Source organism: Saccharothrix sp. S26, from assembly GCF_021390395.1.
Lineage (GTDB): Bacteria > Actinomycetota > Actinomycetes > Mycobacteriales > Pseudonocardiaceae > Actinosynnema.
The window spans coordinates 1-25,860 of the sequence record NZ_JAJUWT010000041.1; the positions used below are offsets into that span (position 1 = coordinate 1).

22 protein-coding genes are annotated in these 25,860 nt (G+C 72.2%); 14 read left to right on the top strand and 8 right to left on the bottom strand.

Annotation, left to right across the window (positions count from 1 at the left end; genetic code table 11):
* The coding region (locus LZG04_RS40940) for an ATP-binding protein (RefSeq protein ID WP_233827352.1) at positions 1 to 2,682 on the top strand (2,682 nt) is incomplete at its 5' end.
* 210 nt (positions 2,683 to 2,892) lie between these two features.
* Here the strand turns inward: LZG04_RS40940 and LZG04_RS40945 are convergent.
* The gene (locus LZG04_RS40945; RefSeq protein WP_233827353.1) at positions 2,893 to 3,216 is read right to left on the bottom strand and encodes an STAS domain-containing protein; all 324 of its coding nucleotides are present in this window, start codon (positions 3,214 to 3,216) and stop codon (positions 2,893 to 2,895) included.
* Positions 3,217 to 3,384: 168 nt separating this feature from the next.
* Between LZG04_RS40945 and LZG04_RS40950 the strand changes: the two genes are divergently transcribed.
* A complete protein-coding gene (locus tag LZG04_RS40950) occupies positions 3,385 to 3,771 on the top strand; it encodes an ATP-binding protein (RefSeq protein ID WP_233827354.1) in 387 nt (128 codons plus the stop codon).
* 95 nt (positions 3,772 to 3,866) lie between these two features.
* Here LZG04_RS40950 and LZG04_RS40955 read toward each other — a convergent pair whose 3' ends face one another.
* Complete coding sequence (locus tag LZG04_RS40955; protein ID WP_141976088.1) at positions 3,867 to 4,067, bottom strand: antitoxin; 201 nt, start codon at positions 4,065 to 4,067, stop codon at positions 3,867 to 3,869.
* A gap of 92 nt (positions 4,068 to 4,159) precedes the next feature.
* Positions 4,160 to 5,422 (bottom strand): MFS transporter, encoded by a 1,263-nt coding sequence (locus LZG04_RS40960; protein ID WP_233827355.1) that lies wholly within the window; start codon positions 5,420 to 5,422, stop codon positions 4,160 to 4,162.
* 237 nt (positions 5,423 to 5,659) lie between these two features.
* Between LZG04_RS40960 and LZG04_RS40965 the strand changes: the two genes are divergently transcribed.
* The 5 genes from LZG04_RS40965 to LZG04_RS40985 all read left to right on the top strand — a co-directional run bounded on the left by LZG04_RS40965 (position 5,660) and on the right by LZG04_RS40985 (position 11,349).
* Complete coding sequence (locus LZG04_RS40965; RefSeq protein WP_233827356.1) at positions 5,660 to 6,664, top strand: diiron oxygenase; 1,005 nt, start codon at positions 5,660 to 5,662, stop codon at positions 6,662 to 6,664.
* 198 nt (positions 6,665 to 6,862) lie between these two features.
* Positions 6,863 to 9,049, top strand: coding sequence for an asparagine synthase (glutamine-hydrolyzing) (asnB, locus tag LZG04_RS40970; protein ID WP_233827357.1), 2,187 nt, complete (start codon positions 6,863 to 6,865; stop codon positions 9,047 to 9,049).
* On the top strand, positions 9,046 to 9,768 hold the full coding sequence (locus tag LZG04_RS40975; protein ID WP_233827358.1) for a hypothetical protein: 723 nt from the start codon (positions 9,046 to 9,048) through the stop codon (positions 9,766 to 9,768). Before asnB ends, LZG04_RS40975 begins: the two co-directional genes overlap by 4 nt.
* On the top strand, positions 9,761 to 10,660 hold the full coding sequence (locus LZG04_RS40980; RefSeq protein WP_233827359.1) for a hypothetical protein: 900 nt from the start codon (positions 9,761 to 9,763) through the stop codon (positions 10,658 to 10,660). Before LZG04_RS40975 ends, LZG04_RS40980 begins: the two co-directional genes overlap by 8 nt.
* The gene (locus LZG04_RS40985; protein ID WP_233827360.1) at positions 10,657 to 11,349 is read left to right on the top strand and encodes a hypothetical protein; all 693 of its coding nucleotides are present in this window, start codon (positions 10,657 to 10,659) and stop codon (positions 11,347 to 11,349) included. The genes LZG04_RS40980 and LZG04_RS40985 overlap by 4 nt, the downstream gene beginning before the upstream one ends.
* A gap of 48 nt (positions 11,350 to 11,397) precedes the next feature.
* Here LZG04_RS40985 and LZG04_RS40990 read toward each other — a convergent pair whose 3' ends face one another.
* The gene (locus LZG04_RS40990) at positions 11,398 to 11,613 is read right to left on the bottom strand and encodes a hypothetical protein (RefSeq protein WP_233827361.1); all 216 of its coding nucleotides are present in this window, start codon (positions 11,611 to 11,613) and stop codon (positions 11,398 to 11,400) included.
* 342 nt (positions 11,614 to 11,955) lie between these two features.
* Between LZG04_RS40990 and LZG04_RS40995 the strand changes: the two genes are divergently transcribed.
* The gene (locus LZG04_RS40995; protein ID WP_374202996.1) at positions 11,956 to 12,786 is read left to right on the top strand and encodes a peptidoglycan-binding protein; all 831 of its coding nucleotides are present in this window, start codon (positions 11,956 to 11,958) and stop codon (positions 12,784 to 12,786) included.
* A gap of 32 nt (positions 12,787 to 12,818) precedes the next feature.
* Positions 12,819 to 13,790 (top strand): pirin family protein, encoded by a 972-nt coding sequence (locus tag LZG04_RS41000; protein WP_233827362.1) that lies wholly within the window; start codon positions 12,819 to 12,821, stop codon positions 13,788 to 13,790.
* A gap of 61 nt (positions 13,791 to 13,851) precedes the next feature.
* Here the strand turns inward: LZG04_RS41000 and LZG04_RS41005 are convergent, their stop codons facing one another.
* Positions 13,852 to 14,751, bottom strand: a complete 900-nt coding sequence (locus tag LZG04_RS41005) for an aminoglycoside phosphotransferase family protein (protein ID WP_233827363.1) — start codon at positions 14,749 to 14,751, stop codon at positions 13,852 to 13,854.
* Positions 14,752 to 14,872: 121 nt separating this feature from the next.
* Here LZG04_RS41005 and LZG04_RS41010 point away from each other — a divergent pair, with 121 nt between their 5' ends.
* From LZG04_RS41010 to LZG04_RS41030, 5 genes are all read left to right on the top strand, one after another.
* Positions 14,873 to 15,682, top strand: coding sequence for a class I SAM-dependent methyltransferase (locus tag LZG04_RS41010; protein WP_233827364.1), 810 nt, complete (start codon positions 14,873 to 14,875; stop codon positions 15,680 to 15,682).
* 44 nt (positions 15,683 to 15,726) lie between these two features.
* Positions 15,727 to 16,137, top strand: a complete 411-nt coding sequence (locus tag LZG04_RS41015) for a TetR/AcrR family transcriptional regulator (protein WP_233827365.1) — start codon at positions 15,727 to 15,729, stop codon at positions 16,135 to 16,137.
* A 648-nt stretch (positions 16,138 to 16,785) separates the two neighbouring features.
* Positions 16,786 to 17,193, top strand: a complete 408-nt coding sequence (locus tag LZG04_RS41020) for a hypothetical protein (protein WP_233827366.1) — start codon at positions 16,786 to 16,788, stop codon at positions 17,191 to 17,193.
* A 400-nt stretch (positions 17,194 to 17,593) separates the two neighbouring features.
* Positions 17,594 to 19,870 (top strand): tetratricopeptide repeat protein, encoded by a 2,277-nt coding sequence (locus LZG04_RS41025; protein ID WP_233827367.1) that lies wholly within the window; start codon positions 17,594 to 17,596, stop codon positions 19,868 to 19,870.
* Positions 19,871 to 19,886: 16 nt separating this feature from the next.
* Positions 19,887 to 20,558 (top strand): hypothetical protein, encoded by a 672-nt coding sequence (locus LZG04_RS41030; protein ID WP_233827368.1) that lies wholly within the window; start codon positions 19,887 to 19,889, stop codon positions 20,556 to 20,558.
* Here the strand turns inward: LZG04_RS41030 and LZG04_RS41035 are convergent.
* The 3 genes from LZG04_RS41035 to LZG04_RS41045 form a co-directional block, all read right to left on the bottom strand.
* On the bottom strand, positions 20,548 to 22,053 hold the full coding sequence (locus LZG04_RS41035) for an extracellular solute-binding protein (protein WP_233827377.1): 1,506 nt from the start codon (positions 22,051 to 22,053) through the stop codon (positions 20,548 to 20,550). The two genes, LZG04_RS41030 and LZG04_RS41035, sit on opposite strands and share 11 nt — an antisense overlap.
* Positions 22,054 to 22,200: 147 nt before the next feature.
* Positions 22,201 to 23,271 (bottom strand): acetate/propionate family kinase, encoded by a 1,071-nt coding sequence (locus LZG04_RS41040; RefSeq protein WP_233827369.1) that lies wholly within the window; start codon positions 23,269 to 23,271, stop codon positions 22,201 to 22,203.
* A gap of 1 nt (position 23,272) precedes the next feature.
* Positions 23,273 to 25,606: a phosphoketolase gene (locus LZG04_RS41045; RefSeq protein ID WP_233827370.1), complete on the bottom strand. Its 2,334-nt coding sequence runs from the start codon at positions 25,604 to 25,606 to the stop codon at positions 23,273 to 23,275.
* Positions 25,607 to 25,860: the final 254 nt, after the last annotated feature.

Sequence of the window (25,860 nt, forward strand, 5' to 3'; positions counted from 1 at the left end):
CGGGGCGAGATCCTGGAGCTCAAGTCGACCATCAACACCATGGTCGACCAGCTGTCGTCCTTCGCGGACGAGGTCACGCGCGTGGCCCGCGAGGTCGGCACGGACGGGCGGCTCGGCGGTCAGGCGCGGGTGCCGGGGGTGGCGGGCACCTGGAAGGATCTCACCGACAACGTCAACGTCATGGCCGACAACCTGTCCACGCAGGTCAGGTCCATCGCGGCGGTGGCGACGGCGGTCGCGGGCGGCGACCTGTCCAAGAAGATCGCGGTCGAGGCGAAGGGCGAGGTCGCGGCCCTGGCCGACACGATCAACGGCATGGTCGACACCCTGCGCGCCTTCGCCGACGAGGTCACGCGCGTGTCCCGCGAGGTCGGCACGGAGGGCATCCTGGGCGGCCAGGCCCGCGTGCCGAACGTGGCGGGCACCTGGAAGGACCTCACCGAGAACGTCAACTTCATGGCGAACAACCTGACCTCGCAGGTCCGCAACATCGCCCAGGTCACGACGGCGGTCGCGCTGGGCGACCTGTCCAAGAAGATCGACGTCGACGCGCGCGGCGAGATCCTGGAGCTCAAGACCACCATCAACACGATGGTCGACCAGCTGTCGTCGTTCGCCCAGGAAGTCACGCGCGTGGCGCGCGAGGTCGGCACCGAGGGCAAGCTCGGCGGCCAGGCCGAGGTGGAAGGCGTCTCCGGCACCTGGAAGCGGCTGACCGAGAACGTCAACGAGCTGGCCGGGAACCTGACCCGGCAGGTGCGCGCGATCGCGGTGGTGGCCACGGCGGTGACGGCGGGCGACCTGACCCGGCAGATCACCGTCGAGGCGTCCGGCGAGGTCGCCGAGCTCAAGGACAACATCAACCGGATGATCGGCAACCTGCGCGCGTCCACCCGGGCCAACCAGGAGCAGGACTGGTTGAAGACGAACCTGGCCAGGCTGTCCGGCCAGATGCAGGGGCACCGCGACCTCAACGCCATGGCGTCGCTGGTGATCAGCGAGCTGACGCCGCTGGTGTCGGCGCAGCACGGCGCGTTCTTCCTGGTCGACCCCGAGTCGAACGCGCTGGACCTCACGGCGTCCTACGGGTACGTGCCGCGCGGCGGGCGGCCCACGCGGTTCGTGCGCGGCGAGTCGTTGATCGGACAGGTCGCGGTGGAGAAGAAGACGCTGCTGGTCACCGACGTGCCGCCGGGGTACGTGGAGGTCGGCTCGGGCCTGGGCGCGGCACCGCCCGCGAACCTGGTGATCCTGCCGATCGTGTTCCAGGGCGAGACGCTCGGGGTGATCGAGCTGGGGTCGTTCGGCGAGTTCACCGAGGTGCACCTGGACCTGCTGGACCAGCTCAAGGAGAACATCGGCGTCAACCTGAACACCATGCTCGCCAACGCCCGGACCGACAGCCTGCTGGTGGAGTCGCAGCGGCTGACCGAGGAGCTGCGGGCGGGCTCGGTGGAGCTGGAGGCGCGGGCGCGGCAGCTTTCATCGGCGTCGAAGTACAAGTCGGAGTTCATGGCGAACATGTCGCACGAGCTGCGCACGCCGTTGAACAGCCTGCTGATCCTGGCCAAGCTGCTGGCCGACAACCTCGACGGGAACCTCAACCCCAAGCAGGTCGAGTTCGCCAAGACCATCCACTCGTCGGGCACGGACCTGCTGCAACTGATCGACGACATCCTGGACCTGACCAAGGTCGAAGCCGGGCACATGCAGGTGCAGACCGACTCGGTGCGGGTCACCGACATCGTCGGGTACGTCGAGGCGATGACCACGCCGCTGGCCGCGGAGAAGGGGCTCGCGTTCGAGGTCGTCGTGGAGCCGGACGTGCCGACCACCCTGCACACCGACGAGCACCGGTTGCAGCAGATCCTGCGCAACCTGCTGTCGAACGCGGTGAAGTTCACCCACGACGGCGAGATCAAGCTGCGGATCCGGGTGGGTGACGGTTCCGTGGCGTTCGACGTGCAGGACACCGGCATCGGCATCCCGTCCGACAAGCTGTCGGTGATCTTCGAGGCGTTCCAGCAGGCCGACGGCACGACGTCGCGCAAGTACGGCGGCACCGGGCTGGGGTTGTCGATCAGCCGGGAGCTGGCCGCGCTGCTCGACGGTCGGCTGGACGTGCGGTCCGAACCGGGCCTCGGGTCGACGTTCACGCTGTACCTGCCGCTGGGCGAGCAGAGCATGGTGCCGCAGGTCGAGGTCGAGCCGGAGTCCGTGCCGGAGCTGCTTACCCCCGCCGACGAGTCGCCGCAGTCGGTCGTGCCCCCGTCGGACCTGCCGCCCGCGCCGATGCGGTTCCACGGCGAGAAGGTGCTGATCGTCGACGACGATTTGCGGAACGTGTTCGCGTTGACGAGCGTGCTGGAACTGCACGGGCTTCAGGTCATCTACGCGGACAACGGGATCACCGGGGTGCGGGCGTTGGAGCAGTACGACGACGTGACGCTGGTGCTGATGGACATCATGATGCCGGAGTTGGACGGCAACGCCACGATGGCGGCGATCCGGGCGATGTCGCGGTACGCCGATCTGCCGGTGATCGCGGTGACGGCGAAGGCGATGAAGGGTGACCGGGAGAAGTCGCTCGCGTCGGGGGCCACGGATTATGTGACGAAGCCGGTGGACACGGAGCACCTGTTGCGGTTGATCGCGTTTTATTTGGGGGTTGAGCAGGATTGAGGGATTGAGGGTTGGGTTAGGTCCGGGGCGGTTGGCTGTGCTTGCTTCCGGCTCGATTTGACATGGGGCCCGTACGGGCACTCCAGGCAGGCCAAAGCACCCGAACCCATGTCAAATCGGGCCTCGGTGGGCTGGTGGCGGGTCCGTTGGGCGCTCCTCCCCCGCGCGGGGGAAGGGGGGTGGCGAGATCTTCGTCACGGGTGTCCGGGATCAGGCCGTGGCGGCTTCGACCGTGTCGTGGATGTGCATGACCTCGGTCAGCTCGGTCAAGCGGAACAGCTTGTGCACCGACGGCTGCATCGAGGCCATCCGGAACTGGCCGCCCTCGCCGGCCAGTCTGCGGTGCCAGTCGAGCATCAGGGACAGGCCCGTGGTGTCCATGAACGGCACGCCGCTCAGGTCGACGACCACGCGGGCGCCCTGGCTCTCCTCGAGGCAGTCGGACAGCACGGGGACGGTGTCCGCGTCCAGTTCGCCCGACACCGCGACGACCGTCCAGTCGCCTCGGACCTCACTGCGCACCTGCAACTCCATGAGGCCCGAGCCTAGCCACCACCGGTGTCGACTGCAGGTACCCCGTCAGGCGCGCCGGTCACCGAGGTGCCGTCGAGCGCCGCCAGGGCACCGGTCGGCGCGACCGCTCGGTGGCGCGCGTGGAGGATGTGCGACGATGCGGTGAAGGCCGATCAACGGGGAGCGGATGTGCGCAACGAGCCAGCGGTGCCGGTGGCCGTGACGCTGCCCGCCGAAGCGGGCTCGTCGGCGCGTGCCCGGCAGGTGGTGGGTGACGCGGCGGCGGCTTGGGGGCTGTCGGCGGACGCCGCCGACGACGCCGCCCTGGTGGTGACCGAGCTGGTGTCCAACGCCGTGGACCACGCGACGGGCCCGGTGGGGCTCACGGTCACGCGGACGGAGTCCGGCCTGCGGATCGAGGTGGCGGACCAGTCATCCGCGTTGCCGCAGCCCAGGCCCGTCCAGGTCGACTCGGCACGGGGGCGCGGGCTGATCATCGTGGCGGCCCTGAGCCGGTCGTGGGGTTCCGACCCGACCGCCGACGGCAAGGTCGTGTGGGCCGAGCTCGACGCCTGAGGAACCCCCGACGGGCAGGGACCGGCCCGTAGGGGTGGGGCACTCGATGACGTGGAAGGGCCGCCCCCGGTCGAGGGCGGCCCTCGGTCATGGCCCTACTGCTGTTCGCGGAATCGGTCCAGACCTTCCTTGGCCTTGTCGGTCCCGGTCTGGATGTGCTCGGAGTGCTGGCCGCCGGTCCGCTCGTCGACGAACTGGCCCGCCTTGTCGATGCCCTGGTCCGCCTTGTCGCCGTGCTGGCCGAGAGCGTCCTTGGCCTTGTCCTTCAGCTCGTCGAACTTGTCGCCGATGCCCATCTGCGCTCGAACCTCCTCGGGTGTCCCTGGTGGACACTTCCGGGTGTTGGCTACCCGTGGCCCGGCGCGGTTGATGCGTTCCGCCGCACAACTCACCCGGACGAGTTAGGTCGATCGTCGACGAGGTCGCGCAGGGACCGGACCCGGCTGGTGAGCAGGACGACCGGCACCACGCACACCACCGCGCAGGACAGCCAGAGGGCGGTGTGGTCGCTCACCAGCGTCGCCACGCCACCGGCGGCGAGGGAGCCGACCGGGAACGCGCTCCACGAGACGAAGCGGACGGTCGCCAGGACGCGCGGCAGCAGGTCCGGCGGCGTCACGGTCTGGCGGTGGGTCCGCCACAGCACGCTCATGAGCACGACCGCCCCGGCGAACAGGCCGTTGCCGACCAGGAACAACGCCACCCGCCAACCCGGACCGGCCAACGGCATCAGCAGCACGGTCGCCGCGCCGAACAGGGCGACCACCACGGTGGTGCGGGCGCTGCCCCACCAGCGAGCCGTGATCGGGGCGAGGGCCGCACCCGCCAGGCTGCCCGCGCCTTCGGCGGCCAGGGCGAAGCCGACCCACTCGGGGCCGAAGCCCAGCGCGGTCACCAGGTAGGGCGCGGTGAGGGCGAGGATGCCGCCCGCGCCGAAGTTGACGATCGTGGCGGCCAGGACCGACGGCCGCATCACCGGGTGGCGCGCCACGTAGCGCAGGCCGACGCCGATCATGGACCACAGCGAGCCGCGGCCCTCGTCGGGACGGGGTCGTGGCGGCGGCGAGGGCAGGCCGGTCAGCAGCACGGCCGAGACCAGGTAGCTGAGCACGTCCACCACGACGGCCGCGACCGCGCCGACGGCCTGGATCAGCAGGCCGCCCGCCGCGGGGCCGCCGAGCTGGGTCGCGGCGATGGAGCTGGACGTGACGCTGTTGCGGGCGGTCAGCTCGTCCTCCGGCACGATCGACGGCAGGAACGAGGCGTTGGCGATGTCGAAGAACACGCCCGCGAAGCCGACCGCCGCCGACACCAGCACCACGTGCGCCAGCGTCAACGCGTCCAGCAGGGCCGCGATCGGCACGGACGCCAGCACGACCGCGCGCAGGACGTCCATCGCGATCTGCGTCTGCCGCAACGGAAAGCGCTCGACCACCACGCCGGCCGGCAGGCCGATCAACGCCCACGCGGCGAACCGGGCCGCCACGACCAGGCTCGCCTCGAACGTGGACGCGCCCAGCGCGGTGACCGCGACGAGCGGCAGCGCGACCGTGGTGACCGCGTCACCGGCCGAGCTGACCGTGAGCGCGCTCCACCAACGCCAGAACCGGCGGGCCGCCTCCCGCTTCTCCACTGGCTCGTGCACGCGCATACCGACGGACCATAGTGCCTGCCGCGGGGAGGTTTTCAATCCATCGTCGAGTGGTCCTGGGACACGCGATGTGGAATACCGAAGCGGTTCGAGGCAGTCGCCGGAAGTCGTTGCCCGGAACCGGTTCTTGTGGCACCGTGGGCCGGCGTGCGTTTGGGGACGCGCGTCGACAGGGGGATCGGATGAACAGTGCATTGAGGACTTCCCGCCCGGCCTGCGCCGCTCCGAGAGCCTGACGTGTGCGGCTCGGTCGGCATGTTCCTCGGCTGCACGGCGTTGAGCGCGTGCCCGTTGGCCGAACTGCTGCGCCGCGACGGCGGGGAAGTCGACTACCGGTCGCCGTTCGACCGGTGGGACGAGCGGGCTTCGGTGCGCCGCGCGCCGCGTCGGCTGGTGGAGGCCGAGGAGGGCCCGTACTTCCCGAGCGAGCTGATGGCGGTGGCGGACCACCCCCTGGTGCGGGCGTTGTCCCCGCAGGACTTCAGAACCGTCCAATTGCGACATTTGCACCGCTACCTCAGGTTCACCATCGAGCTGGAGACCAAGTACGTCAACCCGGTGGCGCTGGCGCTCGCGTCGCACGGCTACGGGTTGGACCTGCCGGCGCGGATGAAGCTGGACGCGATGCGCGTCTACACCGACGAGGCATACCACGCGCTGGTGGCCACCGACCTGCTGATGCAGTCCGAGGAACGGTCGGGTGTGCCCGAACGCCGCCGACCGCCGGGGTTCGCGGTCGCGTTCGCGGAGCTGGTCGCCCAGGCACCGCCCGGCCGGACCGCGTTGCTGGAGCTGGTGTTCGTCGGCGTGTCGGAAACCTTGATCACGGGCACGTTGTCGCAGTTGCCACGGGCCCGCGAGGCGCCGTCCGGCCTGCGCGACGCGGTGCGGGACCACGCGTCGGACGAGGCCAGGCACCACCGGTACTTCTCGGCGGTGCTGGCCGAGGTGTGGTCGGCGCTGTCGGCCGAGGACCGCGTCGAGGTGGGCGCGCTGGTGCCGACGCTGATCGACATCTTCCTGCGCCCCGACCTCGACCCCGTCGCGGCCGACCTGGTCGAGGCAGGGCTGACCGAGGACCAGGCCGCGCTCGTCGTGGCCGAGACCATGGGTGACGAGCGGGTGGCCGGGCAGCGGGCGCGGGTGGCGGAGTCCGCCGTGCGGGCGTTCGAGGCCGCCGGGGCGCTGGCCGACACCGCGGTGCGGCACGCGTTCGAGGACGCGGGCCTGCCCGCCGCCTGAATCCCGGGCACACCTACCGCCGGCCGCGCGCAGGACGGCCGGGAGCAGCCGACCCGCAAAGGGGGTGAACCACATGCAGCCGACCAAGACCGAGGAGGTCGTCGACGTCGAGGCGCTCTTCGCCGTCGTCGCGTGACCCATCGGGCGGCACCGGCACGTGCGCCGGTGCCGCCCGCCGACATCCAGGAGAGGATTTCCATGTGTGGACTGGGTGGCGTCGCCGCGCTGGGTGGGTCCACCCTGCCGCGCACGACCAGGCCGTTGCTGGAACGCATGCTCGCCACGGTGGAGCACCGCGGCCCCGACGACGTGAACCTGCGCCTGGACGACGCGGTGTCGTTCGCGTTCACCCGGCTGTCGCTGGTCGGCGTGGACAGCGGCAACCAGCCGCTGGTCGGCCCGGACGAGCAGGTCGTGCTGATCGCCAACGGCGAGGTGTACAACCACGAGGAGCTGGAGCGGACGCTGCCCGGCTTCCGGCCGCGCACCAAGTCCGACTGCGAGGTTCTGATCGGGCTGTACGAGGAGCACGGGCTGGACTTCGTGGACGGCGTGCGCGGGATCTTCGCGCTGGCGTTGCACGACAAGAGGCGCAACCGGCTGGTGCTGGCGACCGACCCGTTCGCCTGCAAGCCGATGTTCTACGCGTTCGCCGGTGACGCGGTGGTGTTCGGCTCCGAGATCAAGGTGCTGTTCGACCACCCGGACGTCCCGCGCGAGGTCGACTGGGTCGGCGGGCTCGCCGAGCAGGGCCTGAGCAACTTCTCCGCGATGAGCACCGGCGAGGTCAACACGTGGTTCCGGGGCGTGCGCAAGGTCGCCGGCGGCACCGTGGTCACCATCGACCTGGCCACCGGCCGCACGGACGTGCACCGGTACTGGCAGCCCGGCGGGCCGCTGGACGAGGCCGACGCGCCCAGCGCCGCCGAGTACGTGTCGCGGTACCGGGAGCTGCTGTGGAGCTCGGTCGAGGACTCGTTGATGGCGGAGGTGGAGCTGGGGCTGTTCCTCAGCGGCGGCGTGGACTCGGCCGCCATCGCGGCCATCGCGGCGAAGCTCGGCCAGCCCCTGCACACGTTCACCGTGGCCACGCAGGCCACCGTCCTCAACGGCGACGTCGGGCACGCGCGGCAGGTCGCCGAGCACCTGGGCATCCCGAACACGGTCGCCGCGCTGCCGCCGGGCGCGGTGCCGTCCCCGGCGGACTGGAAGAACCTGCTGTGGCTGATGGAGACGCCGCTGACGGGCCCGGAGCAGTACTACAAGTACAGCCTGTACCGGGTGGCCAAGGCGTTGCGGCCGGGGATGAAGGCGACGCTGCTCGGCTCGGGCGCGGACGAGTTCAACGGCGGCTACTCCGACCTGCTGTCGATGGGCGGCGGCTGGCGGCGGTTCGAGGCCAACCTCGACCGGCTCGCCGTGGCCCGGGTGGTGCGGCCGGAGTTCGCGCCCTGGCTGACGCAGAAGGCCCCGTTGCTGCTGACGCTGCCCGCGTTGGCCGACGACCCGCGCGGTGTCGACTCCTACGCCGACTTCCTGCGGTGGAAGTGGCGTGACGTGCAGCAGTACAACTGCTGGCACGAGGACCGCAACGCGGCGGGCAGCGGGGTCGAGGCGCGGGTGCCGTTCCTGGACCGGCGGCTGGTCGACCTGTCCACCAGCGTGCCGGTGTCGATGCGCGAGCGGCTGTTGTGGGACAAGTGGATGGCGCGCGAGGCGGTGCGCGACGTGCTGCCGGACCCGGTGGCGCGGCGGGAGAAGAAGCCGTTCTTCAACGGCCGCACGGCCCACTTCGCGCACGGGCTCGTGGTGGACGCGCTGAACCGGGACGGGATGGCGCTGGTCGAGGAGGCGTTGTCCGGGCCGAGGATGGCCGAGTACGTCGACGGTGACGCGTTGCGCCGCACGGTGGCCGCGCTGAAGGCGGGCCGCTCGCCGCTGCACCCGCAGATCCCGTTGCGGGTGGTCAACCTCGGGCTCTTGGACGTGCTGGCGCGCGGTGAGCGTGAGCCGTTCCGGCCCGAGCGGGTGACGTTGCTGGCGAAGTCCGTGCCGGCCGACCGGGACGCGGTGGACGAGGCGCTGGGCGGGGTCGAGGTGCGGCCGACGTCGGTGATCGCGTTCGGGTCGGGTGCGCGGTTCGCGCGCGACGAGGCCGACGGGACGTGGTTGCTGATCAAAGACCTGGCGGTCACGCACACCGTGGACGAGGCGCTCGCGCCGGGCTGGGTGCGGTTTTTGCGGGCGGTCGACGGCACGCGGACGGTGGCGGAGCTGGTCGAGGTCGCCGGCATCGCGGTGGACGAGGTCGCGGAGTACCTGGACCTGTGCGTGGAAACCGGGTACCTGGTGCTGCGGCCGAGCCTGGTGGGGGCGGCGTCGTGAGCTGGGAGTGGGTGGCCGAGGTCGTCCACGAGCGGGAGCTGGGCGGCGACTGCGTGTTCATCGGCGGGTCGATCGCGCGGGGCTGGAGCAACCCGGGCAGCGACGTGGACGCCTACGTGCTGGGCGCGCCGCGTGACGCGTCGGTCGTGGTGCCGGCGGCGGGGAACCGGCCGGTGGTGGACATCCACGCCATCTCCGCGGACAAGCTGGAGAAGCTGTTCGACAAGGTGTCGTGGGAGGTGGCCAAGCGCGGCGACTTCATCGACTCGGTGCCGATCCGCGAGTGGCTGCTGCTGGAACGGATCGCGCACGCCCTGGTGGTCACCGGGGACGAGCGGTTGCGCGAGGTCCAGGAGCGGCTGGACCGCTCGGCGCACCGGTTCATGACGATCCAGGAGCACTTCACCTACGCCGACTCGTTCGCCGAGGACTGTCTGGGGCAGCTCGAGGTGGGTGACGTCGACAGCGCGGTGATCTCGGCGCGGGAGGCGTTCCTGCGCACGGTGGACGGGTTGCTGGCGGGCAGGCGGTGCTTCAGCCGCAACCCGAAGTGGCGGGCGCGGGCGATGCGCGACGCGAAACCGGTGGAGCTGGACTACGAGCGGTTCTGGGAGGTGCAGACCACGGCGGACCTGCCCGCGCTGGGCGCTCAACGCTGGGCGCGCCGGACCGTGGCCGACACCCGTGCCGTGATGGCGGAGGTCGATCTGCATGGCTGACGTGCTGGGCTCGGTGTGGCGGCGGCGGCTGGACGTGCGGGTGCGGCGGGTGGCGGGCAAGCTCGCGCTCAAGGGCCCGGCGGGCACGGTGGCGGTGCCGTCCGGGTCGACGTGGCTGTGGACCGGGTTGGACGGCCGGAGCACGGTCAGGGGGCTGTGCGAGCGGGTCGGCGTGCCGGTCGAGCGGGTGACGACGCCGTTCCGGGAGATGGTCGACGCCGGGGTCGTCGAGCGGGTGGAGCCGGGCCCGGAAGCGCCCGCGGAACCCGTGGTGGTCAACGTCGGCGGGTCGGCCGTGGTGCTCACGGTGACGCGTGTGCCGGTGGGCGTGGTTCCCGTCACCCGTGAGGAGTTCGAGGACTACGGGCGGCGCGGTGCGGACGCGGTGTGCGCGGACGTGGTGCTGGCGGGCGTGCGGCCGACGGGGTGCGTGGTGGACCTGGCGGTGCCGCACGACGCGCCGGACGGGGCCGTGGAGTGGATCCGGCACGGCCTGCGGTCGCGGCTGGAGGTCCACGGCGTGGAGCCGACCGAGGGCGGCGTGCGCACCGGGCCGTGGGAGCTGGTCGGGTCGGCGTGGGGCGCGGGACCGGCGGACCGGGTGGTCCGGCGTGCGCCGGTGCGGCCGGGTGACGCGGTCGTGGTCGCGTCGGAGCCGGCGTCGGTGCTGGAGTGCGCGCGGCGTGGCCTGGTCACGGCGGGCGCGCACGGCGGGGTGGACCGGCTCGGCGCGGTGGTCGCGGAGCGGTCCGGGTGCGCGGTGGAGGTCGACGTGCCGGTCGACGGCGCGGTGTACGCGTTCACCGTGCCCGCGGACCGGCTGGACGAGGTGGTGTCGGTGGTGGGCCGCCAGGCGGTGGTGGGCCGGGTGCACGGGGACGCGGTGTCGTGAAGGGCAGGTTCGTGGCCCTGGAGGGCATCGACGGCGTCGGCAAGACGACGCTCGCCGGCCGGGTCGCCGACCTGACCTACGAGCAGTGGCTGGCCGCGCCGGACCGCGAGCCGTCCGGGGTGGTGTTCGTGCCCCGCCGGGCCACGTCGGGCACGTCGCCGTTCGCGGCCACCGTGATGGAGCACCTGTCACGGGTGCTGTGGCACAGCGGCGACTCGCGCGACCTGGACGCCGCGTTCTGGGTGACGTTGCAGGCGTCGTGGTTCACCGCGCACTCGACCTGCGTCATCGGGCCGGTGCTGGACAGCGGGCACGACGTGGTGGTCGACGGCTGGTACTACAAGTTCTGGTCGAAGCTGCTCGGCCAGGGCTTCCGCCGCGAGGACCTGGAGACGGTGTTCGCGAGCGCCCGCGAGCCGGACCACGTCGTCCTGCTCGACGCCGACGTGGCCGCCGTGTTCGACCGGCGGGCCGACTTCCGGCCCACCGAGCTCGGCCTGCACGCCGGGTACGGCGGTCTGGACCGGGCCAGCTTCGTGGACTACCAGGGCCGCGGGTTGGGCGTGCTCAAGGAGATGGCGCGCGACCGCGGCTGGACGACGGTCCCGGTCGCCGCGACCGAGACCGTGCCGGACACGGCCGAGTCCACGCGGAGTGCCGTTCGGGCGGCACTGCACCGGCACGGGTGACCGCGGCGCGGCCGACGGCTGGTCGTGCCGCCGGCCGCCGCGGTGGTGTCAGCGACCGCCGCCCGAGTGGGCCCCGGCCGGTTCCGGATCGGGCAGCCCGAGCATCAGCAGCAGCTCGCGGCAGTCGTCCGCGTCGACCGAGTTGTCCGCGACGGTGCGGGCGGCCAGGTGGCGTTGGACGGTCTCGGCCCGGTCGGCCGCGGCGCGGGCGTCGGCGAAACCGACCGCCGCGCCCTGGGAACGACCAGGTCTGGTCTGCGTCATGACGAACCCGCCTCCCCTGCCGGCAGGGCCGCACCACGCGTGTCGCGAGCGTGGGTGATCGGACCGGCGTGCCTGCGGGCGTCAGGGGTAGATGATGTGAACGGATGGTCCGGCGACAAGCCGGTGCTCCCGTCCCCGGCCCTGGGATGCGGCCGGACTGGGTCGGGTACCGCGCCGGCCTCGTGCCGACAGCTCGTGCCCCAACCAGTCGGACTCTACTCCACGAACCCGCACGGGGCGAAGCGCGGCACGTCCGTCAATCTCCAACCAACTGCGACCCACTATTGCCAAGAACCGCCGAGCCGCGCTTGACTTGCTCCCTGGTCGTCGACGGAGGTGGACGTGGTCAACGTCAGAGTCGCGGTGGTCGGTGCGCTGATCGGGTTGGTCGGCCTGGCGGTGCCCGCGGCAGCCGCGCCGCAGGCCCTCGCCCTGCCCGTGGTGGACATGGAGGCCGTGCTCAAGGCCGCGCAGATCGACCCGCGCCGGGCCGACTCGGCGATCACGCCGGGCAGCGGCGACAGCGTGCGGCTGGTGGAACAGGCGCTCGCGGCGAAGGGGCACCTCGCCTCGACCTACGTCGACGGGCACTTCGGCACCCGCACGATCGACGCCTACGCGGCCTACCAGCGCTCGCTCGGCTACACCGGGCTCGACGCGTCCGGCATGCCCGGTCCGACGTCGTTGCGGCTGCTGGGCGAGACGACCTACACCGTCACGCGCGTGGTGTCGGCGGGCAGCCGGGTGACCTACCACAGCGCGCTGATGAACACCCGCACCAAGGCCATGCTGGTCGAGGCGGAACGGTTGCTCGGCCGGTCGCTGGGCATCACGCAGGGCTCGTACAACCCGGGTGGCGTGCCCGGTTCGGCCGGCACCCACGACGGCGGCGGCGCGTTGGACATCTCGGTGTCGGGCATGACCGCGACCACCCGCACGACCGTGGCCAGGGTGCTGCGGCAGGTCGGGTTCGCCGCGTGGGTCCGCACGCCCGCGCAGGGCTTCGACTACCACATCCACGCGATCGCGCTGGCCGACCCGGACCTGTCCACCGGGGCGCGCAACCAGGCCGGTGACTACTACCTCGGCTTCAACGGGCTGGCCGACCGCGGCGCGGACGACGGGCCGGTGGTCACGCCCAAGCGGACGTGGGAGGAGTACCAGCGGCTCTAGGATGGTCGGATGACCGTCCGAACGGGGCCGCGATGAGCAACGTGGAAACCCACCCTTCCGAGCTGATCTGCGAGAGCGCGTCCGGCGTCGCGGCGGTCGAGGTGCTCGCCCCCCGCGACGTGCCGCTGGGCGGACCGCGGGCGATGACGGTGCGGCGCACGTTGCCGCAGCGGTCGCGGTCCCTGATCGGCGCGTGGTGCTTCGCCGACCACTACGGGCCCGACGACGTGTCGCTCAGCGGGGGCATGGACGTCGCCCCGCACCCGCACACCGGCCTGCAGACGGCGAGCTGGCTGTTCAGCGGCGAGATCGAGCACCGCGACAGCCTCGGCGTGCACGCGATGGTGCGGCCGGGCGAGCTGAACCTGATGACCGCCGGGCACGGGATCTGCCACTCCGAGGTGTCGACCCCGGAGACGACCGTGCTGCACGGCGTGCAGCTGTGGATCGCGCTGCCCGACGCCCACCGCGACGCGCCGCGCGACTTCCAGCACCACGTGCCCGAGCCGGCGGCGTTGGACGGCGCCACCGCCCGGGTGTTCCTGGGCACGCTCGCCGGTCGGACGTCGCCGGTGCGCACGTTCACGCCGCTGTTGGGGGCGGAGCTGGTGCTGGAGCCGGGCGCGCGGCTGGCGTTGGACGTGGACGCCGCGTTCGAGCACGGCGTGCTGGTCGACGTCGGCGCGGTGGAGCTGGCCGGCACGGCGCTGGCCCGCGGCACCCTCGGCTACGTGGGCGTGGGCGTGACGACGCTGGACCTGGCCAACACCACCGAGGAACCGGCCCGCGTCGTCCTGCTCGGCGGCGAACCACTGGGCGAGGACCTGGTCATGTGGTGGAACTTCGTCGGCCGCAGCCACGAGGAGATCGCCCACTTCCGCGCCCAGTGGCAAGCCGAGTCCGACCGCTTCGGCCACGTCGAGGGCTATCCCGGCGACCGCCTCCCGGCCCCACCTCTGCCGATGGGCCGCCTACGCCCTCGCGGCAACCCACCCCCGGCCTGACACCTCCGGGATCCGCTCGGACTGGCCGCCAGGACCGGGAGGCGGCTGTGGGTCCGGTGAGTCAGGTCCGGTGGTCCAGCAGGACCCGGGCGATGGTGACCTGGGTCGGGTTCAGGGCGGTCTCGCCGTCTTCGATGTCCCACAGGGCGTTCTGCAGGACGCGGGCCAGGGTCCAGGCCGTGGCGCGGGGGCGGTCGAGGTTTGTCGCGGCGGTCAGTTGGTCGAAGCGGCGCAGGGTGGTGCGTGGGACGTCGCCCGTGGCGACCACGGTGTCCCAGCGGCCGTCCAGGGCGGGCAGCAGGTCGAAGCCGGGATCGCCGGACAAGGGTTCCGGGTCGATCGCCAGCCACGGTTCCCGTGCGCCCGCCAGCACGTTGTCGTGGTGCAGGTCCCAGTGCAGCAGCCGGTCGCCCGCCTCGCCCACCACCTCGGCCACGGCGGACGCGCAGGTCCGCAGCAGGGACCGGTCGGCGGGCGAGCGCAGCGCGGGTTCCGCGGCCGGCACCTGGTCGAGCATGTCCGCGGCGATGTCGGCCAGTCGACGCACGCCCGCCGGGGCCCGCACGGCCACCAGGCGCGCGAGCAGGTCGGCCAGCACGCCCATGGCCACCTCGTCGTCGGCCACCGAGGACAGCGGACGGCTCGCGTCCAGCCGTTCCAGCAGCATCGCGCCCGGCTCGTGGTCGAGCAGCCGCACCGCGCCGTCGCCGTCCCACGTGCGCAGCCCGATCGGCGCGGCGGCGTTGTCCTCGGTGACCGGTTGCAGCTTGAGCACGGCGGGCGTGCCGTCGACGCGCACCACCGGCAGCACGAGCGACGCCATGCCGCTGCCCACCGGGCCGTCCGGCCGCAGCTCCCACCGGTCGAGGGCGTCGGCGGTGCGGTCGGGCAGCGCGGCCAGCCACGCCCGTCCCCAGTCGGTGCGGTGGTAGGACGCCGTCAACGCCTCGGGAACCTTCACGGCCGACGACCGTACCTGGTCACGGTCACGCCGAGCAGGTCATGACCGTCCGCTCTTGACAACACCGCGCCGCGTTATGAACAGCTGTTCACGAACAGACGTTCATAACGAGGGGGCGGCTGTGCCGAAGATCGTCAACACCCACCAGGCCGAGGCGTGGAACGGGTACGAGGGCCACCACTGGGCGGAGTACCAGGACCGCTACGACGCCGTGAACAGCGGTTTCAACGACATGCTGCTCGCCGCGGCCGCCCTCGCGCCCCACCACCGGGTGCTGGACGTCGGTTGCGGCAACGGCCGGATCGCCTGGCTGGCCGCCCAACGCGCCGCGCACGTCCTGGGCGTCGACCTGTCCGGCCCGATGCCGGCCCGCGCGCGGGCGGCCGCGACGGGCGTGCCGAACCTGACCTACCAGCAGGGCGACGCGCAGGTGTTCCCGTTCCCGCCGCACGCGTTCGACGTGGCGGTCAGCCAGTTCGGGGTCATGTTCTTCGCCGACCCGGTCGCGGCGTTCGCCAACATCCGCGGCGCGCTGCGACCCGGCGGCCGGCTCGCGTTCCTGTCGATGCACGACCTCGGCGACCTGGCGGAGGTGTTCGCGGTGTTCGGCGGCACGCCGGTGCCGGTGTCCGCCGACACCGGGCCGCTGTCGCCGTCGGACCCGGCCGTGATCGACCGGGTGCTCACCGGCGCGGGCTTCACCGACGTCGCGGCCGAGGCGGTCGAGGCCGAGCAGGTGTGGGGCCGTGACGTCGCCGACGCGGCCGCGTTCATCATGGGCTGGGGCCCGGTGCGGTTCGCCCTGCGCAACGCCTCACCGTCCACTGTGGACCGTGCGCGGGACGCCGTGGCCGCCGCGCTCGCGCCGTTCGCGGACGGCGACGCGGTACGCCTGCGCGGCACCGCCCGGCTGGTCACGGCGAGGGCGTGACGGGCGGTCGGGCACGGCTCCGGCGCCACACACGATGCACCGCGATGGCACCACGACGAGCAGCAGCACTGCGTGACGGCGAGGTGAGCCTGCGCGATCACCTGATCGCCGCGGCCACCCGCCTCATCGCCGACCGCGGCACGGCCGGCCTGACGGTCCGCGACATCGCCCGCGCCGCCGACGTCGCGGTCGGCGTGCTCTACAACCACTTCGCGGACAAGGAGGAACTGCTCGCGCTGGCCCTGCACCAGCACGTCCGCGAGGTGGAGCGGCGCATCGGCCACCCCGACACCTCCGGCACGCCGGCGGAGGACCTGCACGCCTTCGTCACGCACGCACTGGCCGCGCACGCGGCGTTCCTGCCCGCCTTCGCCGGCCTGATCGGCCAACCGGAGGTCTTCGCCCGCTTCGACGCCCTGGTCGCCACCGTCCTGCACGGCATCATGCCGCGCTAGAGGTGCTGGTACGCCCGGGGATCGAGCGAAGATTCGGTGCGCAACGCACTGGTCGGGCAGGTCGTCGGCACCGTGGTGTCGACGTCGGCGGGCTGGCCGGCCGCGGTCGCCGGGCTGCCGTGTTCGTGGGCCGGGGGTGGAACCGACCCGGCTGTCCGCCGCGCTGGAGCCGGCCTCGGCCGACGCCGACGGTTCGCGGCCGATCGGGGGACACGGCCATCAGCCGTTGCGGCACAGCGCGCCGGAGTGACGCAGAACACTCCATCCCAGGGCACGGGACAAAGGTCGAATTCGCCGCAACGGCATGTTTGAACGCCTTTCGCCACCCTGCCGGAGCACGTTGTCACGAAGTGACTGCCGGCCGGCGCGGAACAGGCCGGAACAATGGAGAGCGAGCCTCACCTTCACTGTGAACACCGCGCCGACCCGCCACCCTCTCGGCGCAATGTCGATCACGATCGGTGAAGCGACTTCCATTTGTCCCCGATAATTCATCCGCCGGCCGGTGAGACGATCGGAGCAATTCACGGCCGTCTGATCGTCCGACCTCCCGGTTTACCAGGTGCGCGTCACCGGGGTTTTCTGCTTTATTTGTGCCATCGCCGATCCCGGCGAAGCAGAGAAGGATTCCACCACCAAGGAGACCTCGTGTTGAAGCGTCTTGCCTCGGGTGTCGCGCTGGCCGCCATGACCGGCGCGATGGTGTTCGGCGGCACCTCGGCCGCGCAGGCCACCACCGTCCCCGACGCGTCGTGCATCAACTCCGACCCGACCGGCCTGGTCAACGTCATCGTGTGCACGATCAACACCACCGTGCAGTTCCCGATCGACCTGAACGACTCGCTGATCACCATCGGCGACGTCGCCAGCGGCAACACCATCAAGGTGCTCAACGGTGCCGAGCTGGACGCGGTCGAGGTCACCATCAAGGACGTCATCGACGACGTGAACGTCGAGGACAACCTGGTCTTCAAGAGCGCTCTGGTGAACGCCCTGAACGACGCCGACATCATCGACGACATCGACGTCTCGAAGATCTTCGTCGACCTGCTCTGAGATTTCCTCATAAAAATCCCGAATCGGCGATGACCTCGCCGTCCCGCGCCTGACCGGACCACCCGAACGGCGCATCCGGCTCCGCGTGCCGCCCACCACCACCGGGCGGCACGCGGAGCTTTTCGGCGTCTCCACACCCCGGTTCCCGTCCGACCGCGTCACGTTCGACGCGGCCGGACGCCCCCTTGTCCGCACCCCTCGGGTGCCGTCGACGGGCCGGCCGGCCTCACGTCCCCCCTCGAGCGCAGGGCCGACTGGTCCGTCGCGGTCAACGATGGCCGACCGGCGGGCGGCGGCACGAGGGGTGCGGGACGCTGGGACAGGGTGGGCACCGTGAGCTGCGATGACGTGGACCGGTGGGACGGGCTGTGGGACGCTGGGTGATCGAGGGGGCGGGGGAATGGCGTTATCGGCGCACGTGGAGGTGTTCGCACGCGCGCTCGGCGAGCTGAAGGGGCGCAGCGGGCGGAGCTACCGGGCGTTGGGCGAGCGCACCGGGCTGAGCAGCTCCGGCCTGCACCGCTACTGCCAGGGCTCGGCCGTGCCCGAGCACTTCGAGGTGGTGGCCCGGATCGCCCGCGCGTGCGGCGCGACGAAGGCGGAGCTGGTCGAGCTGCACCGGTTGTGGGCGATGGCCACCGCGGAAGGGCCGCAGGACGAGCCGGTGGCGCGGCAGCTGCCCGCTCCCCCGGCCCGGTTCGCCGGTCGCGAGCGGGAGTTGGAGCACGTCACGAGGGCGCTCGCGGCGCAGCCCGCGGCCGTGGTGATCTCCGCGATCAGCGGCGCGGGCGGCATCGGCAAGACGTGGTTGGCGCTGCACTGGGCGCACCGCAACCTGCACCTGTTCCCGGACGGCCAGTTGCACGTCGACCTGCGCGGTTTCGACCCGACCGGCTCGCCGGTGCCGCCGGAAGCGGCCGTGCGCGGCTTCCTGGAGGCCATGGGCGTCGCGCCGGCCACCATCCCCGCCGACCCGCAGGCGCAGGCCGGCCTGTACCGCAGCGTGATCGCCGGCCGGCGGGTGCTGGTCGTGCTGGACAACGCCCGCGACACCGCCCAGGTCGTGCCGCTGCTGCCGGGCAGCCCCACGTGCACGGTGCTGATCACCAGCCGCCGCAGGCTGACCCGCCTGGTCACCGCGCACGGCGCGCACCAGATCGACCTGGACGTGCTGCCGGACGACGAGGCGCGCAACCTGCTGGCCCGGCACCTGGGCGCGGACCGGCTGGCCGCCGAGCCGGCCGCGGTGGACGAGCTGGTCGGGTTCTGCGCGGGCCTGCCGCTGGCGTTGGGCATCGTGGCGGCCCGCGCGACCAGCCACCCCGAGTTCTCGTTGGCGAGCCTGGCCGACGAGCTGCGCGACCACGCGAGCCGGTTGGACGCGCTCAACATCGACGACGCCGAGGCCAACCTGCGGGCCGTGTTCTCCTGGTCCTACCGGGCGTTGGCCGAGCGCACCGCCACCGCGTTCGGGCTCTTGGGCCTCGCGCCGGGTCCGGACATCGGGTTGCCGGCCGCGGCGGCGCTCATCGGCACGTCCACCGCCGAAGCGCGGGTGCGACTGCGCGACCTGGAGGCGGAGAGCCTGGTCCAGGAGCACACCCCGGGCCGCTACCGGATGCACGACCTGGTGCGGCTGTACGCGGCCGAGCAGGCGGCGCGCGACCTGGCCGAACCGGTGCGCCACGAGGCGTCGGCCCGGCTGCTGGACTTCTACCTGCACACCGCGTACTCCGGTGACCGGGTGCTCGACCCGTACCGGCCGCCGATCGAGCTCGCCGACCCGCTCACCGGCGTCACGCCGCACCCGCTGCCGGACCTGGACCGGGCGGTGGCGTGGTTCGAGGTCGAGCACGCCAACCTGATGCAGGCGCAGCAACTGGCCGCGCGGCACGGGTGGCACCCGACGACGTGGCGGCTCGGCTGGGCGCTGCACACGTTCCACTACCGGCAGCGCCGCCGCCGGGACAACCTCACCACGTGGCGCACCGCCGTGGCCGCGGTCGAGCACCTGGACGACCCGGCCGACCGGGCCCGCGCGCACCGGCGGCTCGGCGTGGCGCTGCTGGACGTCGGCGAGCACCGCGACGGGCTGCGGCACCTGCACCGGGCGTTGGAGGAGTTCCACCGGGCCGGTGACGTCGCGGGCCAGGCGCGCACGCACGAGGCGTTCGCCGCCGCGTGGGACCAGCAGGGCGACAGCGAGCGGGCGCTGGAGCACGCCTACGAGGCGTTGGAGCTCTACCGGGGGCTGGCCGACCAGACCCGCGAGGCGAACGTGCTCAACTCCGTCGGCTGGTACCACGCGGTGCTCGGCGACCTGACCCGTGCCGCGCGGTACTGCACGGCCGCGCTGGACCTGCACCGGCGGATCGGTTACGCCGACGGCGAGGCGTACACGCTGAGCAGCGTCGGCCACATCGCCCACCGCACCGGCGACCACGCGCGGGCGGTCGAGCACTTCCGCGAGGCGATCGCCGTGCTGCGCAGCCTGAACGACCGCGGCGAGGAGGCCGACACGCTGGACCTGTTGGCGCAGGCGCACCTCGCGCTGGGCCAGGTCGAGCAAGCGCGTGAGGCCTGGCAGCAGGCGCTGGAGCTGTACCACTCGCAACACCGCACCGCCGAGGTGCTCGAGGTCCGCTCGCGACTGGCCGCCCTCGACACCGTCGCCTGATCACCGGGGAGCTGCCGTGGGTCCGTGGAAGTCACGCCGTCCGGAGCCGTTCGTCGACCGGGCCCAGGCGCGGCTCGCGTTCCTGCTCGGCGAGTACAACGCCATCCGCGCCGAGCTGGTGGCGGCGGTGTCGACGCAGCAGACCGTGATGACGTACGGGTTGGCCGCGATCGCGGTGATCTACTCGGGGCTGCTGGCGTCGTGGTCGAACGTGCCGGTGCGGACCGGCATCCTGGCCCTGTCGCCGGTGCTGCTGGTGTTCGTGTGGTTCGTCTGGTTCGGCGAGGTGCAGCGGCTGGGCCGGGCGCGGTGGTTCCTGTGGGAGCTGGAGCGGAAGGTGAACGCCCTGCTGCGGCCGACCGACGACGTGCCGTCGGGCTCCGCGCTGCCCGCGTCGGACGTGCTGCACTGGGAGAGCTGGGTGCGCGGCCGCAACGAGTGGCGGCTGAACCTGCACTCCCGCCCGGCCTACCACCTGGCCACCGGCCTGTTGTGCGGCACTGGCCTGGGCACGACGGCGCTGTCGGTCGGGCTGAGCCTGGTGTCGCGGCCGCCGGTCGAGCTGCGCGTGCTGGTGTTCGGCGGCGCGGCGGTGTTCCTCGCGCTGCTGTGGTACGCGTGGTTCGTCTTCCGCCGCAACCCGTTCATCGGCGACGGCAGGCCGGTCGGCGGCCCGGTCACTGGTTGAGGATCTTCGCCAACCGCTGGAGCGTCTCCGGTTTCAGCCGTCCGCTGCGGTCGTTGATCGCTTCGGCGACGCCGTCCCGGAACACCTGGCTGAACTCCACGTAGTGCGGTGTCACGGGTCGCAGGCGCGCGTTGCCCAGGGCCGAGCGCAGCTCCTGCATGTCGCGCCGCTTGGCGTTGTCGTAGGCGGACTGCCTGGTGGGCGCGAAGCCACCGACCTCGGACAGGATCAGCTGGCTGGCGGCGCTGGTCAGGAAGTCGACCAAAGCCTGCGCGGCCCGCGGCTTGCCCGTCCCCGCCCGGATCGCCAGGTTCTGGCCGCCGAGCACGCCGGCGGTCGGCAGCGCGGCGACGCCGAACTCGACCCGGTCGCGCAGCCCGTCGCGGGCGACCGGCCAGTTGCGCATGTAGAGCGTGCGCCCGTCGGCGAACGTGCGGACCGCCACGTCGTCCGTGGTCGACCGGGCCTCGGCGCTCACCACGATCCGGTCGTCGTGGGCGGCGGCGGTCAGCTCGCGCAGGCCGATCTCGTCACCGGCCCCGAGCCGCACGCTGGTCTTGTCCTCGTTCTGGGCGACGTCCCCGTTCTCCCCGAACGCCTTGCCGCCCGCCGCCCACATGGCCTCCAGCGCCATGACGGTGAGGATCTCCTCGTTGGCCAGCGGTGCCGCGTTCGCCGCGGCGACCTGGGGCGTGCCGGCCGCCGCTGCCGCCGCCTCCGCGCCGAAGTACTGCTCCCACTTCGTCGGGGGCTTGACCGCGAGCGGCAGGTCGGTGCGGTAGTACAGCAGGCCGACGTCGGTGTTGAGCGGCAGGCACCACAGCTTCCCCTCGTGGACGCACGTGCCGAGCACCTTGGGCACGAAGTCCTCCAGCCCCGCCAGGGTCGACCGGTCCAGCTCGCGGATGTAGCCCTCCTCCCGGAACTGCGCCATCCACACGAGGTCGAGCACGTACACGTCGGCCTCGTGCGCGCCGTCGGGTTCGGCGTCGTTGACCATCCGGGCGTTCTGCTGGTCGGGTTCGCCGGACACGAACACGATCTCGACCTGGTTGGCCGGGTGCAACTGGTTCCACAGCTTGATGAGCATCAAGCGCGGGTCGTTCGCGCTCTCGTCGAACGCCGTCATGATCACCAGCTTGCCCTCTTCGAGGCCGGTGTCGGGCGGTGGCGACGGCCGCATGGCGACGCCGGTGGCGACGATCGCGGCCACGGTCAGCGCGATCCCGATCCACTTGGTCTTCTCGCCCAACCAGCCGCGGACGTCCCGGATCGTCTTGTCCAGGGAGCGGTTCGCCGCCCCCGGGTCGCGCCAGACCTTGACGATCCCGGCCAGCATCAGGTTGACGTAGACGCCGGAGAACAGCACCAGCACCGCGCTGAGCACACCTCGGGTCACGGAGCCGGCCGTCCAGGACTTGTCCACCTCGGTGACCAGGATGGTGGACACCATGGTCACCGCGATGCCGAGGAGCAGCATGATCGCGATGAGCACCAAGCGAAAACGGGAACTCCAGTGTCCCCCCGGTTCCGGCATCCCCCACCCCTTCGCAGGACGCGATGAGCCACGTAACACCGGCTCGACGGGGTGTGTCAATCCGCTCAACGGCGAGGAAAACGCACCGCACCCGCACTATTGCGGTCAGGCGCGGAGAGCGGCACGCGTGCCGCGCGCGATCTCCAGGTCTTCGCGGGCGGTGACGACGAGGGTCCGCGCCGCCGCGCCGGGCCCGGTGATGTCCGCGTCACCGTCCACCTGCTCGTTGCGCTCTTCGTCGACCGCGACACCCAGGAACGCCAACCGTTGCGCGGCCCGCCGCCGCACCGTGGCCGACTTCTCGCCGACGCCGCCGGTGAACGCGAGGACGTCCAGCCCGCCCAGCGCGGCGGCCATCGCGGCGACGCCGCCCACCAACCGGTGCGTGTAGACGTCCAGGGCCAGCACGGCGTCCGGGTCGCCGCCGGCCGCCGCCGCGTCGATCTCGCGCAGGTCGCCGGTGCCGGCCAGCGCGGTGAGCCCGGACTCCCGTTCCAGCGCGGTCGCGACCTCGTGCGGCGACAGCTTCTCGTGCTCCTCCAGCCACAGCACCAGCCCGGGGTCGACCGTGCCCGACCTGGTCGCCATCACCAAGCCCTCCAACGGGGTGAAGCCCATGGTGGTGTCGACGCTGCGGCCGTCCTCGACCGCGGCCAGCGACGCGCCCGCGCCCAGGTGGCAGGTGACGACCCGCGGGCCGGGCGACACCAGTTCGGCGACGCGCCGCGCGCAGTAGGCGTGCGACAGGCCGTGGAAGCCGTAACGGCGGATCGCGTACCGGTCCCGCCACCGCCGCGGCACGGCGTACGTGGCCGCCGCCGCGGGGATCGTGGTGTGGAACGCGGTGTCGAAGCACGCGACCGCCAGCACGTCCGGCAGCAGCCGGTGCACCGCGTCCAGGCCCGCCAACGACTTCGGCTGGTGCAGCGGGGCGAGCGCGGTGAGGTCGACCAGCGCCTGCCGCACCAGGTCGTCCAGCACGACGGGGTCGGTGAAGCGGGTGCCGCCGTGCACCACGCGGTGGCCGACGGCGTCCGGGGTGGGCCAGTCCGCCAGCACGTCGCCCAACCGGTCGGGGTCGGGCTCGACGTCGGCGGAGCGCTCCACCTCGTCGTCGGCCGACAGCAGCCGCAGCTTCAGGCTGGACGAGCCCGCGTTGACCACCAGCACCCGCACGTCAGCTCCACGTCCACCCGGCGATCGCCGGGTCGTCCTCGCCGTGCTCGCGGGTGTACTGGAGCGCGGCGAGCCGGGCGTCGGCCATGCGCTGCCGCAACGACGCCGCCGCGCCGCCCAGCGACGGCACCCGGTCGATCACGTCCATGACCAGGTGGAACCGGTCGAGGTCGTTGAGCATCACCATGTCGAACGGCGTGGTGGTCGTGCCCTCCTCCTTGTAACCGCGCACGTGCAGGTTCGCGTGGTTGGCGCGGCGGTAGGTGAGGCGGTGGATGAGCCACGGGTAGCCGTGGAAGGCGAAGATCACCGGTTTGTCCGCGGTGAACAGCGCGTCGAAGTCGCGGTCGGACAGGCCGTGCGGGTGCTCGGTGTCCGGTTGCAGGCGCATGAGGTCCACCACGTTGACCACGCGCACCTTCAGCTCGGGCAGGTGCTCGCGCAGCAGCTTCGCCGCGGCCAGGGTCTCCAGCGTCGGGATGTCGCCCGCGCACGCCAGCACCACGTCCGGCTCGCCCTCGGTGGTGCCCGCCCAGTCCCAGATGCCCAGGCCGCGCGTGCAGTGCGCGATCGCGTCCGGCATGTCCAGGTAGGTCAGCGCGGGCTGCTTGCCCGCCACGATCACGTTCACGTAGTGCCTGCTGCGCAGGCAGTGGTCGGCGACCGACAGCAGCGTGTTGGTGTCCGGCGGCAGGTAGACGCGGACGATCTCGGCCTTCTTGTTCACCACGTGGTCGAGGAAGCCGGGGTCCTGGTGGCTGAACCCGTTGTGGTCCTGCCGCCACACGTGCGAGGACAGCAGGTAGTTCAACGACGCCAGCGGCGCGCGCCACGGGATCTTCCGCGTCGTCTTGAGCCACTTGGCGTGCTGGTTGAGCATCGAGTCCACGATGTGGATGAACGCCTCATAGCTGGTGAACAGGCCGTGCCTGCCGGTGAGGAGGTAGCCCTCCAGCCAGCCCTGGCACAGGTGCTCCGACAGCACCTCCAGCACGCGGCCGTCCGGCGCGAGGTGCTCGTCGCCGGGCACCGTCTCGGCGGCCCACTTGCGGCCCGTGACGTCGAACAGGGCCGACAGCCGGTTCGACGCCACCTCGTCGGGGCCCATGACCAGGAAGTTGTCCGGGTTGCGGCGCACCACGTCGCGCAGGAACGCGCCCAACGCCCTGGTCGCCTCGCTGCTCTCGACGGCGGGTCGCTCGACGGGCACGGCGTGCTCGCGGAAGTCGGGCATCCGCAGGTCCCGCAGCAGCCGCCCGCCGTTGGTGTGGGGGTTGGCGCTCATCCGCCGGTCGCCGGTCGGCGCGAGGGCGCGCAGCTCGGGCACGAGCCGGCCGTTGTCGTCGAACAGCTCCTCGGGCCGGTAGCCGCGCAGCCACTCCTCCAGCCGCGCGCGGTGGCCCGCGTCGGTGCGGGTGGCGGCGAGCGGCACCTGGTGCGCGCGGAACGTGCCCTCGACCGGGTGGCCGTCCACCTCGCGCGGCCCGGTCCAGCCCTTCGGGGTGCGCAGCACGATCACCGGCCACGGCGGCCGCCGCGTCGACCGCTTCATCTCGGCGATGTCGTCCAGCACCGTGTCCAATGTGGACGCCAGTTGTTCGTGCACGGCCTTGGGCTCGTCGCCGACGACGAAGTGCGGTGTGTGGCCGTAGCCGCGCAGCAGCGACGCGAGCTCGTCGTCCGGGATGCGCGCCAGCACGGTCGGGTTGGCGATCTTGTAGCCGTTGAGGTGCAGCACGGGCAGCACCACGCCGTCGCGCGTGGGGTCGAGGAACTTGTTGGAGTGCCAACTGGCGGCCAGCGGCCCGGTCTCCGCCTCGCCGTCGCCGACCACGCACACCGCCAGCAGGTCGGGGTTGTCGAACACGGCCCCGTACGCGTGCAGCAGGGCGTAGCCCAGCTCGCCGCCCTCGTGGATCGAGCCGGGCGTCTCCGGCGCGACGTGGCTCGGGATGCCGCCGGGGAAGGAGAACTGGCGGAACAGGGCGCGCAGGCCGTCCTCGTCCTCGCCGATGCCCGAGTACACCTCGCTGTAGGTGCCTTCGAGGTAGGCGTTGGCGACGAGGCCCGGTCCGCCGTGGCCTGGTCCGGTGACGAAGAGCGCGTTGAGGTCGCGGTGCCGGATGGCCCGGTTCAGGTGCGCGTAGAGCAGGTTCAGGCCGGGGGTCGTGCCCCAGTGGCCGAGCAGGCGCGGCTTGACGTGCTCGGCGCGCAGCGGTTCGCGCAGCAGCGGGTTGTCGAGCAGGTAGATCTGCCCGACGGAGAGGTAGTTGGCCGCACGCCAGTAGGCGTCCAGGAGGTCGAGGTCGTCCGCGGGGCGCTCGGTCGACGGCATGGCACCGACGCTAGCCGTGATCACCGGGGTCCGAAACTCGAGCGCGGTCGGGTGAACGGCGGCTGCCGCGGGCGTTCCCCGGTGGTTGTGGGCTGCTCGGAGGCGGCCCAGGGTTCCGGCAGGCGGAGCGCGTCCTCGGAGGGCGAGCCGGGGCCGGCGGCCGGTGCGGGTGGCGGCGTGGAACGCCCGCGCGAGCAGGTCCATGGGGCCGTTGCGGACGAACGCCGGGCCATCAAGGCGCTGTCGTCCCCCTG